Below are 15,101 nucleotides of genomic sequence, written 5' to 3' on the forward strand. Positions count from 1 at the left end.
AACTGGCGCCTTGTTCAATCTAGCGTGTTTCTTCTGCTTCCACCGGCGCTTCGGCCGCGCCATCCACACGGTGCAGGGCCACCTGGCGGATCGACAGGCGAATCTCCGCGGGCAACACGCGCTTGGCCGCGCCTTCGGCCAGTTCGCCGAGCAGATCGTGGTAGCTCAACTTGCCGGCCTCGTCGCGGCGCAGCACATCTTGCTCCAGCAAGGTCTGGATGAAATGTCGGAAAAGGCTCTTGTCGAAGAATTCCGGGGCGTTGAGGCCATGCAGGATCGACAGGCGCTGGGCCATGATCGTGCACAGGTCTTCCAGTTCTTCGGCGCTGATGCTGTTCTGGCCGCTGTTGAGCAACAGCGAGATCGCCATGTAGAAGCGTTGCAGGGTCTGGGCGATGGTCCTGGAAAGCAGGGTCAGCAGCACGAAGTGTCGCGAGCTCGGTGCAGGGCGCAGGAACACATTGTTTTCGAAGCGCAGCAGGCCCTGTTCGACGAACGCGTCCAGCCATTGATCGACCACCGTATCCAGCTCTTCCAGCGACCAGCGGATAAACAGCTCCGATTGCAGGTACGGGTACAGCGCGTGGGTATAGCGCAGGATCTGCTCGCGGCTCATCCGCGAGCTGCTCTGGAAGAAGCTGGCCAGCAGCGCCGGCAGGGCGAAGATGTGCAGCACGTTGTTGCGGTAGTAGGTCATCAGGACGGCGTTCTGCTCGTCCAGGTACAGAATTTTGCCCAGGGCATCGCTCTGTTCCGACAGCAGGTCCATGTCCTTGACGTGCTTGATCAGAGCCAGGCCGTCGCCTTCGGGCAAGGTGGTGTGGGGCGAATAAGGCACGCGGCGCAGCAGCGCCAGGTACAGGTCCAACTGGCGGGCCATGGCCTGTTCATCCAGGGCCAGGCGCGTGGTCGACAGCAGCGCCAGAGCCACCAGGTTCACCGGGTTCACAGCGGCGGCTTCGTTCAGGTGGCGGGCCACCTGCTCGCCGAGGCGGTTGGTGGTTTCGTTGAGCCAGGCCGGTTTGTAGTTCGGGCCCAGTTCCTGGGCGCGCCAGTCCGGTTGCTCGGCGTCGAGGAACTCGGCCAGCTTGATCGGCTCGCCGAAGTTGACCGCGACCTGGCCAAAGCGCTGCTTGAGCGCGCCGACCACTTTGAAAATATCGAAGATCGACTCTTTCTTCTTGCTCGCACCCCGCAGCTCGCCGAGATACGTGCGGCCTTCGAGCACGCGCTCATAGCCGATATACACCGGCACGAACACGATCGGCATGCGCGAGGAGCGCAGGAAACTGCGCAGCGTAATCGCCAGCATCCCGGTCTTCGGCTGCAGCATGCGCCCGGTGCGCGAGCGCCCGCCTTCGACGAAGTACTCCACCGGGAAGCCCTTGGTGAACAAGGTGTGCAGGTATTCGTTGAACACCGAGGTGTACAGCGGGTTGCCCTTGAAGGTGCGGCGCATGAAAAACGCACCGCCACGGCGCAACAGGCTGCCGATCACCGGCATGTTCAGGTTGATGCCGGCGGCGATATGCGGCGGGGTCAGGCCGTTCTTGAACAGCAGGTAGGACAGCAGCAGGTAGTCGATATGGCTGCGGTGGCAAGGCACATAAATTACCTCGTAGCCCTGGGCAACCTGTTGGACGCCCTCGATGTTATTGACCTTGATGCCGTCGTAGATCTTGTTCCAGAACCAGCTCAGCACCACTTCCAGGAAGCGGATCGCGGTGTAGGTGTAGTCCGAGGCGATCTCGTTGCCGTAGCGCAGGGCCAGGGCCTTGGCTTTTTCCGGGCTGATTTTTTCCCGCTCGGCTTCGTCAAGGATGGCCTGGCGCACCAGCGGCATGTTGACCAGGCCTTTCACCAGATTGCGCCGGTGGGACAAATCGGGGCCGATCACCGCCGTCTTCAGGTTACGAAAGTGCACGCGCAGGATGCGTTGGGCCATGCGCACGGTGCGTTCGTGGCCTTTATTGTGCTCGATCAATTCACGCAGGTTGATGGGCGCGGAGAATTGCACGCGGGTCTTGCGCCCCAGGATCAGGATGCTCAACAACCGGCGTAGACGCCCGGTGACCGCCCAGCTGTCGGCAAACAGCAGTTTCCACGGGCTGGACTCGCTCGCAGGGGTTTGTCCCCAGAACACGCTGACCGGAATGATTTGTGCATTCTCTTCGGCGTGTTCGCTGAGGGTGTTGACCAGGCGGGTCAGGGTCGGCGGCGCGCCACGCTTGTCCTGGCGCCCCAGCCAGTCCGGCTCGGGCGTGAGGTAGAAGAACGCCGCGGGTTCCATCAACGGGCCTACCGATACCGGCAGCACCGGGCGCGGCAGGCCGGCCTTGGTGCACTCGGCATCGACCACGGCCAATTCGGTGAGGGAGGGCGATTGCAGGACGTAAAACACCGGCCGGCTGCGGTCCAGGTTGAGGGTAAGGGACGACTGGTTGATCGTCTCCGAGCGAACCCAGAGGTACAACAGTCGGCGCAAGGTGCCAAACACCAGACGGCGGAACGGGGAGCGGGTCATAGGCGAGCTGCTTCAAGTGGGAAAAACCGAGCAGGCGCTCGGGCGGGTAGTGTGCCGTATTCGCCGAAAATCGGCAAAAAAGCAGCGATGTAAACTTGAGTTGATCGTTTTTGAGCCTGTCTTATACTCGGCAGTTCAACGCGATCGGCTCAACAATAACAATCAAGTGGGAGTGAACAGATGGCAACGCGCGAGACAGGCAATGTGAAGTGGTTCAACGACGCCAAGGGCTATGGCTTCATCCAGCGTGAAGATGGCAAGGATGTGTTTGTGCACTACCGCGCCATTCGCGGCGACGGCCACCGCTCGTTGGCCGAGGGCCAGCAGGTGGAATACGCCGTGGTAAGCGGCGAGAAGGGGTTGCAGGCGGAGGATGTAGTCGGTCTGTAAGTTCACCACATGAACCCATGTGGGAGGGGGCTTGCTCCCGATGGCAGAGTGTCAGTCACTGAATACATTGGCTGATACACCGCTATCGGGGGCAAGCCCCCTCCCACATGTTGATTGTGGTTTACCTCTCAGGCTCAGGCAGTTTTCCAGGTGATCTGCTCTTCACCGTCCGCGCTGATGCGAATCCAGGTGTCGGCGCTTTCCTCACCTTCTTCCTCGACCCAGCTCCCCGGTGCACAGCGCACTTCCACGTTCAGCGCAGCAAACGCAGCGCGGGCGCAGGCAATGTCGTCTTCCCACGGCGTCTGGTCACTTTCCAGGTACAGGCTGTTCCACTTGCCTACGGCTTTCGGCAGCCAGGTGACCGGCACATTGCCGGCCTTGCACTTGTAGGTCTGGCCACGCTGGACCCAGTCGCTGCAAGGGCCCAGGGCGGTGCCCAGCCAGGCGGCGATGGCCTTGTAGTCGACGTCGGCGTCCTTCAGGTAAATCTCGATATCGGGTTGGCGCATGGATATTCCTCGTTGCGGGATTCGAAAATCCATTCGCGGATGGTTAAACGTCGGTTATTGAAGCACGAAATAATCGTAGCGCATCGACACCGTGACCAGCAGCGGCTCGGCCGCCTCGATCACCTCGGCACGGCGTTCGGCACTGGCGCGCCAGCCGTGAGGGGTCATGGCCAGCAGGTTGGCGCGGTCCCGGGGCTCGGCCAGGCTCAAGGTGAATTCCAGGGTTTCACTGTGGGCCAGGCTCATGCCGTCCGGCACCAGGGCCAGGTGCTTGTCGTCGGTGTACTCGCGCACTTCGTCGTACAGGCGCTCGCGCAGTTCCATCAGGTGGCCGCTGGTCGGGCCGACCTTCATCAGGCCGCCGCCGGGACTGAGCAGGCGCTTGGCCTCTTGCCAATCCAACGGGCTGAACACACTGGCGAGGAACTGGCAGCTGGCGTCGGCCAACGGCACGCGGGCCATGCTGGCGATCAACCAGGTCAGCGCCGGGTCGCGTTTGCACGCGCGCTTGACCGCTTCCTTGGAAATGTCCAGGGCGTAGCCATCGGCATGGGGCAGGGCCGCGGCGATTTGCGCGGTGTAGTAACCCTCGCCGCAACCGATGTCCACCCAGCGCTGCGGTGCGCGTTCGGCGGCCAGCTCGGCCAGGCGCTTGGCCACCGGGGCGTAGTGCCCGGCGTTGAGAAAGTCACGGCGCGCCTCGACCATCGCCAGGTTGTCGCCCGGGTCGCGGCTGTTCTTGTGCTGCACCGGCAACAGGTTCAGGTAACCCTGGCGCGCGCGGTCGAAACGGTGCCCGGCCGGGCACGCCACGCCATTGTCCACCGCGTTGAGCGGGGCGCTGCAAATGGGGCAGGCCAGCATCAGGCGAGCAACTTGATCAGGGTCTGGTAATAGATTTCAGTCAGCACGTCGAGGTCGCTGGCCAGGATCCGCTCGTTGACCTGGTGGATCGTCGCGTTCACCGGGCCCAACTCGACCACCTGGGTGCCGAGGGTCGCAATGAAGCGCCCATCGGAGGTGCCGCCACTGGTGGAGGCCTGGGTCTCACGCCCGGTGATCGCCTTGATGCTGGCCGACACCGCATCGAGCAACGCGCCCGGCTCGGTGAGGAACGGCAGGCCCGACAGCGCCCACTCCACATGCCAGTCCAGGCCATGCTTGTCGAGAATTGCCGCAACGCGCTGTTGCAGGCCTTCGACCGTGGATTCGGTGGAAAAACGGAAGTTGAACACCGCCGTCAGGTCACCCGGAATCACGTTGGTGGCGCCGGTGCCAGAGTTGAGGTTGGAGATCTGGAAGCTGGTCGGTGGGAAGAAGGCGTTGCCGTTGTCCCAGTGCTCGGCGGCCAGTTCGGCCAGGGCCGGTGCGGCCAGGTGGATCGGGTTCTTCGCCAGGTGCGGGTAGGCCACATGGCCCTGTACGCCGCGCACGGTCAGGGTGGCGCCGAGGGAGCCGCGACGGCCGTTCTTGACCACGTCACCCACCAGGGTGGTGCTCGACGGTTCGCCGACGATGCACCAGTCCAGGCGCTCCTTGCGCGCGGCCAGGCGTTCGATCACGGCCTTGGTGCCATGGTGCGCCGGGCCTTCCTCATCGCTGGTGATCAGGAAAGCGACTGAGCCCTTGTGGTCCGGGTAGTCGCTGACGAAGCGCTCGGCCGCCACCAGCATGGCGGCCAGGCTGCCTTTCATGTCGGCCGCGCCACGCCCGCAGAGCATGCCGTTTTCGTCGATCAATGCGTCGAACGGGTCGTTCTGCCAGGCTTGCACCGGGCCCGTGGGGACCACGTCGGTGTGGCCGGCGAAGCACAGCACCGGGCCGTCATGCTTGCCATGGGTGGCCCAGAAGTTGTCCACGTCCTCGATGCGCATCGGCTCCAGCGCAAAACCGGCGTCGCCCAGGCGCTGCATCATCAGCTTCTGGCAATCGGCGTCGATCGGCGTGACCGAGGGGCGACGGATCAGGTCGATGGCAAGTTGAAGGGTCGGCGAAAGGTCGGCATGGGCCGTCATGGGAAAACTCCGGGAAGCATGTCTGGAAGAGCGGGGCGGGCGGACAAAACGGCCGTTATCTTATAGCAAAACGGCGACCAGAGGCCGCCGTTTAGTGCATTGCGCACGTTTTTAAGCCACAGGTGCAGGCTCAGGTGCCACGGCCGGTTTTGGCAGCGACGACAGGAACGCCATGATCAACGCCGCCACATACGGCAGCGATTGCACCAGCAGCATCACCACCCAGAAACGTATGTCATTGCTCGGCAGGCCCTGCACCAGGTAGATCCCCAGCGCCGCGCCCCACAACAGCAGCATGATAAACATTTCTTCGCGGGCTTCGGAAATCGCTACCCAGAAGCCGTGGTTATCCGCGTTTTTCGGTGTACGAAAGAACGGAATGCTGGTGGTGAAGAAACCATACAGCACCGCCTTGGCGATGGTGTGGGACAACGCCAGGCCAGCCAGGGCGGCGCAGAACGCATCCTTGAGGTTCACACCTACCGCGCGGCGGTAGAGGAAGATGATCTTGCCCACCTTGAACACGAACAACGCCAACGGCGGGATCGCGAAAATCAACAGCGGCGGGTCGACCCGGGTCGGCACGATGATCATCGCCGCCGACCACAACAGCGCGCCGACGGTGAAGAAGATGTTCATGCCGTCCGCCACCCACGGCAACCAGCCCGCGAGGAAGTGGTAGCGCTGGCCACGGGTCAGCTCGGTGTCTTTGCCGCGCAGCAGGCTGGCGGTGTGGCGCTTGATGATCTGGATCGCGCCATAGGCCCAGCGGAAACGCTGTTTCTTGAAGTCGATAAAGGTATCCGGCATCAGGCCCTTGCCGTAGCTGTCGTGGTAGTACGCCGCCGACAGGCCTTTCTCGAATACCCGCAGGCCCAATTCGGCGTCTTCGCAGATGCACCAGTCGGCCCAGCCCAGTTCCTCGAGCACCGAGCGACGGGTCATGGTCATGGTGCCGTGCTGGATAATCGCGTCGCGGTCGTTACGGGTGACCATGCCGATATGGAAGAAGCCTTTGTATTCGGCGTAGCAGAGCTTCTTGAAGGTACTTTCGTTCTGATCGCGGTAGTCCTGCGGCGACTGCACCACGGCGATTTTCGGGTCGGCGAAGTGCGGCACCATGTGCTTGAGCCAGTTCGGCGACACGCAGTAGTCCGAGTCGATCACCGCGATCACTTCGGCATCCTTGGCGGTGTGCGGGATCAGGTAGTTCAGTGCACCGCCCTTGAAACCGGCCAGGGGTGCGACGTGGAAAAACTTGAAGCGCGGGCCCAGGGTTTCGCAGTAGTCGCGCACCGGTTCCCATACCGCCGGGTCCTTGGTGTTGTTGTCGATGATCAGGACTTCGTAGTCCGGGTAGTCGAGGGCCGCCAGGGCGTCGAGGGTCTGTTTGACCATCTCTGGCGGCTCGTTGTAGCACGGCACATGGATCGACACTTTCGGGCGGTAGTCCGATTCCCCTTCCACCGGCAGGAATTCACGCCGGCGCTTGTGGGTCCATACCGCTTCCGCCAGTTCGTGGGCTTCGGTCAGCAACACAATGAACACGCCCAGGGCGCCCAGGGCCAACAAGATGCCGACGGTCACGCTGAACCAGGTGCTGTATTGCTGGCTGTAGTCGTAGCCGATCCACACCAGTACCGAACCACAGAGGAACGCGATAAAGGTCAGGAAGGTGCGGCCACGCTGGCGCAGGGATGAGCCGTCGATCATCAGCAGGGTCAGGGACAGCAAGGCGAGCACCACCGAGCCGATCGCCAGGACGCGCCACTGCGGGATTGCCACCACCGGCCCTTCGAAGTTGAATTTCTGCTGGCGCGCGGCGTTGTACACGCCCCAATACGCGCCGGCCGAGCCTTCGTCGCTGACCTTCCACGGCTGGTCGAAGGCCTCGATCACGAAGTAGTTGTAGCCCTGGCGGTTCAGCTTGTTCACCAGCGTACGCAGGTAAATGGCCTGGTCTGCCGGGGACGTTTCATTGCCGCCGCGCATACGGCCGTTACTTGGCCAACCCACTTCCGACAACAGCAGCGGCTTTTTCGGGAACAGTTTCTTCAGGTCCCTGGCACGGTCGAGTACGTACTGGCCGGCCTTGTCCATCGGGATGTATTCCCAGAACGGCAGGATGTGAGCGGCGATCAGGTCGACGTGCTTGGCCAGTTGCGGGTTCTTTTCCCAGATATGCCATTGCTCGGAGGTCGTCACCGGTACTTTCACGGCGCTGCGTACCCGGTCCAGCAACACGATCAGGGCTTCAGGCGTGATCTCTTCACGGAACAAGGCTTCGTTACCGACCACGACCCGCACGACACTGCGCGAGCTGTTGGCGATCTCGATGGCCCGCTGGACTTCGCGCTCGTTACGCTCCAGGTCCGGGCTGATCCAGATCCCCAGGGTTACGCGCAGGCCGAACTCTTCGGCCAGCTTGGGAATGTCCCCCAGCGTGCCGTCGACCGAGTAGGTGCGGATGTTATCCGTCAGCTTGCTCATGATCTCCAGATCGCGACGCATCTGCTCGTCGGTGGGGTACTGGTCTTTTTGCGGGTACTGGCCTTGCTGGAACGGCGAGTAGGAAAAACCGGAGATCTGCTCGGGCCAGTTGGGAGCAGTGACCGGGCGGTTGATCAGCGCCCAGAAGCCGGTGAACAGCGCGGCAATTGCCAGCACTATCACCAGGTTGAGTCCAAATTTACGCGATGCCATGGTTATGTCGGGTTCCAAAGGGTGTGGAACGAAAAGAGGTGTCGGCCTGCACCGAACGGCGCGCATCCTACACCGGCCTTTCCCTGACCGTACAGCAAGCCGAGAAAAACCGGACATTGGGCAGCGAAAGTACATCTAAGTTCTTAACTTGTAGCTTGTAGCTTAAAACTTGTCGCTGCGTAGCCCTATAATGCGCGCCGGTTTTTGGGGTAATGGTCATGAGTACAGAAGATCCGCGGTTTGCAGGCGTCGCCCGCTTGTATGGCATTGAAGGCCTGGAGCGCTTGAAAGCGGCCCATGTGGCGATCGTCGGCGTCGGCGGCGTCGGCTCCTGGGCGGCGGAAGCCATGGCCCGTTGCGGAGTGGGCGAGATTTCGCTGTTCGACCTGGACGACGTCTGCGTCAGCAACAGCAACCGCCAGTTGCACGCCTTGGACAGCACCGTGGGCAAGCCCAAGGTCGAGGTGATGGCCGAGCGCCTGCGCGCGATCAACCCGGATTGCACGGTGCATGCGGTGGCGGATTTCGTCACCCGCGACACCATGGTCGAGTACATCACGCCCACTATCGACTGCGTGATCGACTGCATCGACGCGGTTAACGCCAAGGCCGCACTGATTGCCTGGTGCAAGCGCCGCAAGATCCAGATCATCACGACTGGTGGCGCCGGTGGGCAGATCGACCCGACGCTGATCCAGGTCTGCGACCTGAACCGCACCTTTAATGACCCCTTGGCGTCGAAAGTGCGCTCCACCTTGCGCCGTGACTACGGCTTTTCCCGCACCGTGACCCGCCATTACAGCGTGCCGTGCGTGTTTTCCACCGAGCAACTGCGCTACCCCAAGCCGGATGGCAGCATCTGTTTGCAGAAGAGTTTTGTCGGTGATGGGGTGAAGCTGGACTGCGCCGGCGGGTTTGGCGCGGTGATGATGGTGACGGCGACCTTCGGCATGGTCGCGGCGACCAAGGCGGTGGACAAGATTGTGGCCGGGGTGCGCAGGCCTTCGGAGCGGGTCAAGCCCGCCTGAGTCTCAGAACGTTACACGGTTCAAATGTGGGTATGACTGAGTTCGCGCATGCGCTGCAGGACTGCATTCAGCCCATTGCTGCGCGACGGCGACAGTTGACGGGAAAGCCTCAGCTGATTGAACCAATCCGGCAAGTCGACCGCCTGCAACTCGTCCGCCGACAGCCCATTGACCCGCGCCAGCAGCAATGCCACCAAGCCACGAATCATCCGCGCATCGCTGCTCGCGGCGAACTGCCAGTGGCCATCGTGCAAGCGCCCCACCAACCACACCAGGCTCTCACAGCCCTGCACCAGGTTGGCATCGACCTTCTCCTCATCCGCCAATACGGGCAGACGTTCACCCCACTGCATCAGCATTCGAGCGCGTTGCTCCCAACTGCCTACTGACTGGAAGGCTTCCAGCGCAGCAATTGCATCCATCGGCAGGCTCATCGCAGCATATCCAGCGCCCGGTCCAGCGCTTCAAAGAAGCGTTCCAGGTCATCGGAATCGTTATACAGCGCCAGGGATACACGGATCGCCCCCGACAAGTGCATCGCCTTGAGCAGCGGCATCGCGCAATGATGGCCGGCACGTACGGCAATGCCTTGTTCGGTCAGCAGGTGTGCGAGGTCGGCATTGTGCACGCCCTCGACCACAAAACTGACCAGCGCCGCCTGCGGCGACCCCAGCACACGGACGCCATTGCGTGCGTTCAGCCCGCGCAACAGGTAGTCATGCAGGGCCGCTTCGTGGGTGAGAATCGCCTGTGGGTCCAGCGAACCCAGGTAGTCCAGGGTCGCGCCCAGGCCAATCACGCCGGCAATCGGTGGGGTGCCGGCTTCGAACCCCAGCGGTGCCGGGCGGAAGCTGGCGCTGTGGTAGTCGGCCTGTTGCACCATCTCGCCACCGAATTGCCAATGGCGCAGGTGATGCAGGGCTGCGTGGCTGCCGTACAGCACGCCGACGCCGTCCGGACCGTACAGCTTGTGGCTGGAAAACACATAGAAGTCGCAGCCCAGGGCCTGCACGTCGTGGCGGCCGTGGACGATGCCTTGGGCGCCATCGACCACGGTCAGGGCACCGTGGGCCTGGGCCAACGCCAGCAAGGCCGGCAACGGCTGCCAGGTGCCAAGGACGTTGGACAGTTGGCTCACCGCCAGCAGGCGCGTACGCGGGCCGATCGACTCGGCGGCGGCTTGCAGGTCGATCACGCCGTCATCGCCGAGAGGCAATACCACCAGGGTGAGCGCGCGACGCTTGGCCAGTTGCTGCCACGGCAACAGGTTGGCGTGGTGTTCCAGGGCGCTGATGACAATCTCATCGCCCGCATTGAATAAGTGCTCAAGGCCATAAGCCAGGAGGTTCAGCGCTGACGTCGCGCCGTGGGTGAACACGATTTGCCCGCTGTCACCTGCATTCAACCACTGCACAACCTTGCTGCGACTGTCCTCGAAGGCCTGGGTCGCATGGGCACCCGGCAAATGCTGGGCGCGGTGCACATTGGCGGCGCCATTGGCGTAGTAATGGCTGATGGCATCCAGCAGGGCCTGGGGTTTTTGCGTCGTCGCGGCGTTGTCCAGGTAGGTCTGGTCTTGCCGTTGCAGGGTGGCGATGGCCGGAAAGTCGGCGCGCCAGGGGGAGGGCACAAGCATGGTGTTCAATACTCGTATAAGCGGGCCCCAGGGTCGGGGCCCGCCAGTGGCATCGAGTGGCTGCTTAGTTGTGAGCGTGCAGCGCTTCGTTCAGTTCGATGGCCGATTTGTGGGTTTTGCACTCCACGGCACCGGTCTCGGAGTTACGGCGGAACAGCAGGTCGGGTTGGCCGGCCAGCTCACGGGCCTTGACCACCTTGACCAGTTGGTTCGACTCGTCCAGCAGCGCAACCTTGGTGCCGGCGGTGACATACAGGCCCGATTCCACGGTGTTGCGGTCGCCCAACGGGATACCGATACCGGCGTTGGCGCCGATCAGGCAGCCTTCGCCGACCTTGATCACGATGTTGCCGCCGCCCGACAGGGTGCCCATGGTGGAGCAACCGCCGCCCAGGTCCGAACCCTTGCCGACGAACACGCCGGCCGATACACGGCCTTCGATCATGCCCGGGCCTTCGGTGCCGGCGTTGAAGTTGACGAAACCTTCGTGCATCACGGTGGTGCCTTCGCCCACGTAGGCGCCGAGGCGAATACGCGCGGCATCCGCGATACGCACGCCGCTCGGTACCACGTAGTCGGTCATTTTCGGGAACTTGTCCACCGAGAACACTTCCAGCAACTCGCCACGCAGGCGGGCTTCCAGTTGGCGTTCGGCCAACTCGTTGATGTCGATCGCGCCCTGGCTGGTCCAGGCCACGTTCGGCAGTTGCGGGAACACACCGGCGAGGCTCAGGCCGTGTGGCTTGACCAGGCGATGGGACAGCAGGTGCAGCTTGAGGTAGGCCTCCGGGGTGGACGTCAGTGCGGCGTCTTCGGCCAGCAAGGTGGCGACCAATGGGGTGTGGCTTTCGGCCAGGCGGCTCAGCAGGGCGGCCTGGGTGGCGTCGACGCCTTTGAGCGCGTCAGCCAGTTGCAGGGCCTGGGCGACGGTGAAGGTGATCGCCTGGTTGCCTTCGCTGTAGCCGAGGATCGGCGCGATGGCGGCAACGATTTCAGCCGATGGGTTGAGCAGGGGTTGTGCGTAAAACACTTCCAGCCAAGCACCTTGGCGGTTCTGAGTGCCGACGCCGAAGCCCAGGCTGAACAGGGAATTGGACATGCTGTTACCTCTACAAAAATGGAAGGGCTGGCCTACTTGAGGGCCGCCGAATAACTATCTGGCTTGAAGCCAATCAGGGTTCTGTCGCCGAGATCAAGCACCGGGCGCTTGATCATCGAAGGTTGTGCGAGCATCAATTCAATGGCTTTCGACTGATCGAGATCGGCTTTGCGTTCGTCTTCGAGTTTGCGAAAGGTGGTGCCCGCACGGTTCAAAACCACCTGCCAACCGTGCTCGTTGCACCATTGGGTCAAGTGTTCGCGGTCGATACCGGCCGTTTTGTAGTCGTGGAACTCATAGCTCACCGCGTGCTCGTCGAGCCAGGTGCGCGCCTTTTTCATGGTGTCGCAGGCTTTGATGCCGAAAAGGTGCAACGTTTTGCTTGAAGCGGTCAAGGAATTGCCCCCCCTGCTTTACTGATGCAAGTGCCAATGAAAATGAAAGGTCACGGATTATGCCACGCCCAGAGATTTTGGGTGCCGCTCGTCAGCAGCGTGCGACTTTTGTGCAAAAGCCAGCGCGCAGCATAGGCCGGTAAGATAGCCGGGTAATATGGCACTTCAACGGCCAGTTGTTGCCTGATGTGTGTCGTTGCAAGCCGATCGTCCGGGAAACCCGCGTTATGCAAACCGCCTACACCGTTCTTATCCTGCTGATGCTGGTCAGCGTTTCGCGTCTGGTCGGACGTGTCATCCCCCTGCCGTTACCCCTGGTGCAGATTGCCGCCGGCGCCTTGCTGGCCTGGCCCACGCTGGGACTGCATGTGGCGCTGGACCCGGAGCTGTTCCTGTTTCTGTTCCTGCCACCGCTGCTGTTCTCCGATGGCTGGCGCATGCCCAAGCGCGAATTGTGGCGCCTGCGTGGGCCGATCCTGACACTCGCCGTCGGGTTGGTGCTGTTCACCGTGGTCGGTGCCGGCTACTTCATTCATTGGCTGTTGCCGACGATCCCCCTGCCGGTGGCCTTCGCCCTGGCGGCCGTGTTGTCGCCCACCGATGCCGTGGCCGTGTCGGCGATTGCCCAGAACCGCTTGCCGACGCCGCTGATGCATATGCTCCAGGGCGAAGCGTTGATGAATGACGCCTCGGGCCTGGTGACCTTCAAGTTCGCCTTGGCGGCCGCGTTGACCGGTGTGTTCTCGTTGGCCGATGCCAGCCTGACCTTTGTCTTGGTGGCCTTGGGCGGCCTGGCGGTGGGGGTGGCGCTGAGTTGGCTGGTCGGCCGCCTGCGCGCCTGGATGATTGCCCGGGGCTGGGATGATCCGGCAACGCATGTGGTGTTCATGTTGCTGCTGCCGTTTGCGGCCTACGTGTTGGCCGAACGCCTCGGCGCCTCGGGCATCTTGTCGGCGGTCGCGGCGGGCATGATGCAAAGCTGGCTCGACCTGCTGCCTCGCCAGACCAGCACGCGCCTGCTCAATCGCAGCGTCTGGTCATTGCTGGAGTTTGCCTTCAATGGCCTGATCTTCCTGCTGCTGGGCCTGCAATTGCCGGACATCATCAAGGCCGTGGCCAGTCATGAGCCGACGCTGTGGCCCACCTTGTTGTATCGCTGCCTGGATGTGATTGCGATTTTCCTGGTGCTGGTGGTGCTGCGTTTTATCTGGGTGCAGAGCATCTGGCGCCTATCGGGTTTGCTCCGGCGACTGCGTGGGAAAAGTGAGTTGACCCTGGTGCCCACTGCGCGTTCCTGCTGGCTGTTGACCGTGGGCGGTGTGCGCGGTGCGGTGACCCTGGCCGGTGTAATGTCGGTGCCATTGCTGTTGGTGCCAGGCCAGGATTTCCCCGAGCGCGACCTGCTGATCTTTATCGCAGCGGGTGTGATCCTGCTGTCACTGATCGCCGCCTGCATCGCCCTGCCGCTGCTCTTGCGGGGCGTTGAAAAAAGTCCGGACGAAAAGCGCCATAACGAAGTGCGCGAGGCCTGGAAAAAAACCGCCGTGGCGGCTATCCATGCCCTGGAGGCGGAAGAGCCCGTGGAAACAACAACCCAGGACGCCGCCCAGGCCGCGCTGGCCACTGAACTCAAGGCGCGCCTGATGTCGGAATATCGCCATCAGCTGGAGGTTTACAACGATTCAGCCGAGGCCCAGGCGCTGGCCCAGCAAATGGATCAACTGGAGCGAAAGTTGCGGCTCAAGGCGCTGCGCGCGCAGCGGTTGGAGTTGTACAGCTTGAGCCGTCATCACCAGATTGGTGATGACGTGTTGCGAGAGGTGCTGGCAGAGTTGGATATGAGTGAGGCGAATTTGGGGCCCGTGAAGTAAAAGTGGTATTACGCAGTGGGAGGGCGATCAGGTTTGATTAATATCTTCATCAACGTATAAATGAGTTGCCCCGCAGGCGTGCTGTCCTGCGGATAAAGCGATTGAATAAAATGCTTATCACCCTCTGATAATTGCAACGGTTTAGGGATTTCGTTTGGACTTTTCAATCGCGGCCTGGAGAAATTGTAGTGCATGATTGATTTTTCATCGTAAGGCGAAGTTTTCACGGCGCTGCGATGTGATTTCCTGAGGATGTCGTGGTAAGCCTCACCTCGTGTTTTATTTCGGGATTCGTAATCTTTGTAAACTTCATCGTCATCAAATACCAATGTCCGATCCGGGTGCTGGTGTTCATGCCTTAAACCCAGCGCATGACCAAACTCATGTACCACCTGCGCTTCAATACGTTCCGGCGAACTGCCGAAGCCAATACTCATCGTCGGTTCAGAGGGAGAGGCGTTTTTTGCGTCCGTTCCAACATACGACCAGCCTGCAGTGCTCGTGTTGTTTGCGGTAATTCTGATATCGCCCTGCGCCGTATCGACGAACTTCAAGTGCAGGTTTGTGTGAGGCGTCCATTTTCTTATATTGGCTTTTACCAGCGTCTTCTGCGCGTCCGTCATATCCAGCAACGCTATCTTCAGGACTGAATGCTGTGGCCAGAGTTTGTCGGCGGTGGCGATGCCACGTTTATGCCGGGTGGGATTTGATTCGGGCGTCGTAAAGGCGGCTGTATTGTACGGGGAAGTAGCGGGAGGCAAGTTGCAGACGGTCATGTCTTCTCTCCATCAAAAGTAAAAAGCCAGGCAGCCATGAACGGCACGGACTGCCATTGGCATCATTGTTGGCTGCTACTTTTGGTGGGTGAGAGACGCAGGCGTGTTCCCGTTCAAAGGGTTGCTTGATCTTTCTTTGTGTTGGCCGCTCC

13 protein-coding genes are annotated in these 15,101 nt (G+C 61.7%); 3 read left to right on the plus strand and 10 right to left on the minus strand.

The window, feature by feature from the left end; all coding sequences use genetic code 11:
* Positions 1-19: 19 nt before the first annotated feature.
* Complete coding sequence (gene plsB, locus J3D60_RS27895; protein WP_065938760.1) at positions 20-2,524, minus strand: glycerol-3-phosphate 1-O-acyltransferase PlsB; 2,505 nt, start codon at positions 2,522-2,524, stop codon at positions 20-22.
* A gap of 180 nt (positions 2,525-2,704) precedes the next feature.
* Here plsB and J3D60_RS27900 point away from each other — a divergent pair, with 180 nt between their 5' ends.
* Complete coding sequence (locus tag J3D60_RS27900; protein WP_017529713.1) at positions 2,705-2,914, plus strand: cold shock domain-containing protein; 210 nt, start codon at positions 2,705-2,707, stop codon at positions 2,912-2,914.
* Positions 2,915-3,048: 134 nt separating this feature from the next.
* Here the strand turns inward: J3D60_RS27900 and J3D60_RS27905 are convergent, their stop codons facing one another.
* The 4 genes from J3D60_RS27905 to J3D60_RS27920 form a co-directional block, all read right to left on the minus strand.
* On the minus strand, positions 3,049-3,426 hold the full coding sequence (locus J3D60_RS27905; protein ID WP_065938761.1) for a hypothetical protein: 378 nt from the start codon (positions 3,424-3,426) through the stop codon (positions 3,049-3,051).
* 54 nt (positions 3,427-3,480) lie between these two features.
* Complete coding sequence (locus tag J3D60_RS27910) at positions 3,481-4,290, minus strand: putative RNA methyltransferase (protein ID WP_253493496.1); 810 nt, start codon at positions 4,288-4,290, stop codon at positions 3,481-3,483.
* Complete coding sequence (gene dapE / locus J3D60_RS27915; protein ID WP_027604490.1) at positions 4,290-5,441, minus strand: succinyl-diaminopimelate desuccinylase; 1,152 nt, start codon at positions 5,439-5,441, stop codon at positions 4,290-4,292. The genes J3D60_RS27910 and dapE overlap by 1 nt, the downstream gene beginning before the upstream one ends.
* 111 nt (positions 5,442-5,552) lie before the next feature.
* The gene (locus J3D60_RS27920; protein WP_065938763.1) at positions 5,553-8,144 is read right to left on the minus strand and encodes a glycosyltransferase; all 2,592 of its coding nucleotides are present in this window, start codon (positions 8,142-8,144) and stop codon (positions 5,553-5,555) included.
* Between the two features lie 212 nt (positions 8,145-8,356).
* On the opposite strand from J3D60_RS27920, the gene tcdA reads away from it, so the two are divergent.
* Positions 8,357-9,172 (plus strand): tRNA cyclic N6-threonylcarbamoyladenosine(37) synthase TcdA, encoded by an 816-nt coding sequence (gene tcdA, locus J3D60_RS27925; protein WP_253493497.1) that lies wholly within the window; start codon positions 8,357-8,359, stop codon positions 9,170-9,172.
* A 20-nt stretch (positions 9,173-9,192) separates the two neighbouring features.
* Here the strand turns inward: tcdA and J3D60_RS27930 are convergent, their stop codons facing one another.
* The 4 genes from J3D60_RS27930 to J3D60_RS27945 form a co-directional block, all read right to left on the minus strand.
* Positions 9,193-9,606: a SufE family protein gene (locus J3D60_RS27930; protein ID WP_253493500.1), complete on the minus strand. Its 414-nt coding sequence runs from the start codon at positions 9,604-9,606 to the stop codon at positions 9,193-9,195.
* The gene (locus tag J3D60_RS27935; RefSeq protein ID WP_253493503.1) at positions 9,603-10,808 is read right to left on the minus strand and encodes an aminotransferase class V-fold PLP-dependent enzyme; all 1,206 of its coding nucleotides are present in this window, start codon (positions 10,806-10,808) and stop codon (positions 9,603-9,605) included. The genes J3D60_RS27930 and J3D60_RS27935 overlap by 4 nt, the downstream gene beginning before the upstream one ends.
* A 64-nt stretch (positions 10,809-10,872) precedes the next feature.
* On the minus strand, positions 10,873-11,907 hold the full coding sequence (dapD, locus tag J3D60_RS27940; protein WP_027604485.1) for a 2,3,4,5-tetrahydropyridine-2,6-dicarboxylate N-succinyltransferase: 1,035 nt from the start codon (positions 11,905-11,907) through the stop codon (positions 10,873-10,875).
* A 32-nt stretch (positions 11,908-11,939) separates the two neighbouring features.
* On the minus strand, positions 11,940-12,248 hold the full coding sequence (locus J3D60_RS27945; RefSeq protein WP_231982825.1) for an arsenate reductase: 309 nt from the start codon (positions 12,246-12,248) through the stop codon (positions 11,940-11,942).
* A 281-nt stretch (positions 12,249-12,529) separates the two neighbouring features.
* Between J3D60_RS27945 and J3D60_RS27950 the strand changes: the two genes are divergently transcribed.
* Positions 12,530-14,173 carry a Na+/H+ antiporter gene (locus J3D60_RS27950; protein WP_065938767.1) on the plus strand — a complete coding sequence of 548 codons (1,644 nt, stop codon included), beginning with the start codon at positions 12,530-12,532 and terminating at the stop codon, positions 14,171-14,173.
* An 8-nt stretch (positions 14,174-14,181) separates the two neighbouring features.
* Here the strand turns inward: J3D60_RS27950 and J3D60_RS27955 are convergent, their stop codons facing one another.
* A complete protein-coding gene (locus J3D60_RS27955; RefSeq protein ID WP_253493506.1) occupies positions 14,182-14,949 on the minus strand; it encodes a M57 family metalloprotease in 768 nt (255 codons plus the stop codon).
* Between the last annotated feature and the right edge of the window lie 152 nt (positions 14,950-15,101).

Origin of the sequence: Pseudomonas sp. S3E17 (genome assembly GCF_024168685.1) — a bacterium.
In the GTDB taxonomy this organism is placed as follows: domain Bacteria; phylum Pseudomonadota; class Gammaproteobacteria; order Pseudomonadales; family Pseudomonadaceae; genus Aquipseudomonas; species Aquipseudomonas marginalis.

Bases quoted from the DNA above. Each gene is read 5' to 3' on its own strand.
- J3D60_RS27935 (WP_253493503.1), bottom strand. From the start codon at position 10,808: ATGCTTGTGCCCTCCCCCTGGCGCGCCGACTTTCCGGCCATCGCCACC.
- J3D60_RS27900 (WP_017529713.1), top strand. From the start codon at position 2,705: ATGGCAACGCGCGAGACAGGCAATGTGAAGTGGTTCAACGACGCCAAG.
- dapD (WP_027604485.1), bottom strand. From the start codon at position 11,907: ATGTCCAATTCCCTGTTCAGCCTGGGCTTCGGCGTCGGCACTCAGAAC.
- J3D60_RS27950 (WP_065938767.1), top strand. From the start codon at position 12,530: ATGCAAACCGCCTACACCGTTCTTATCCTGCTGATGCTGGTCAGCGTT.
- J3D60_RS27920 (WP_065938763.1), bottom strand. From the start codon at position 8,144: ATGGCATCGCGTAAATTTGGACTCAACCTGGTGATAGTGCTGGCAATT.
- J3D60_RS27945 (WP_231982825.1), bottom strand. From the start codon at position 12,248: ATGAAAAAGGCGCGCACCTGGCTCGACGAGCACGCGGTGAGCTATGAG.
- J3D60_RS27930 (WP_253493500.1), bottom strand. From the start codon at position 9,606: ATGAGCCTGCCGATGGATGCAATTGCTGCGCTGGAAGCCTTCCAGTCA.
- J3D60_RS27905 (WP_065938761.1), bottom strand. From the start codon at position 3,426: ATGCGCCAACCCGATATCGAGATTTACCTGAAGGACGCCGACGTCGAC.
- dapE (WP_027604490.1), bottom strand. From the start codon at position 5,441: ATGACGGCCCATGCCGACCTTTCGCCGACCCTTCAACTTGCCATCGAC.
- tcdA (WP_253493497.1), top strand. From the start codon at position 8,357: ATGGTCATGAGTACAGAAGATCCGCGGTTTGCAGGCGTCGCCCGCTTG.
- plsB (WP_065938760.1), bottom strand. From the start codon at position 2,524: ATGACCCGCTCCCCGTTCCGCCGTCTGGTGTTTGGCACCTTGCGCCGA.
- J3D60_RS27955 (WP_253493506.1), bottom strand. From the start codon at position 14,949: ATGACCGTCTGCAACTTGCCTCCCGCTACTTCCCCGTACAATACAGCC.
- J3D60_RS27910 (WP_253493496.1), bottom strand. From the start codon at position 4,290: ATGCTGGCCTGCCCCATTTGCAGCGCCCCGCTCAACGCGGTGGACAAT.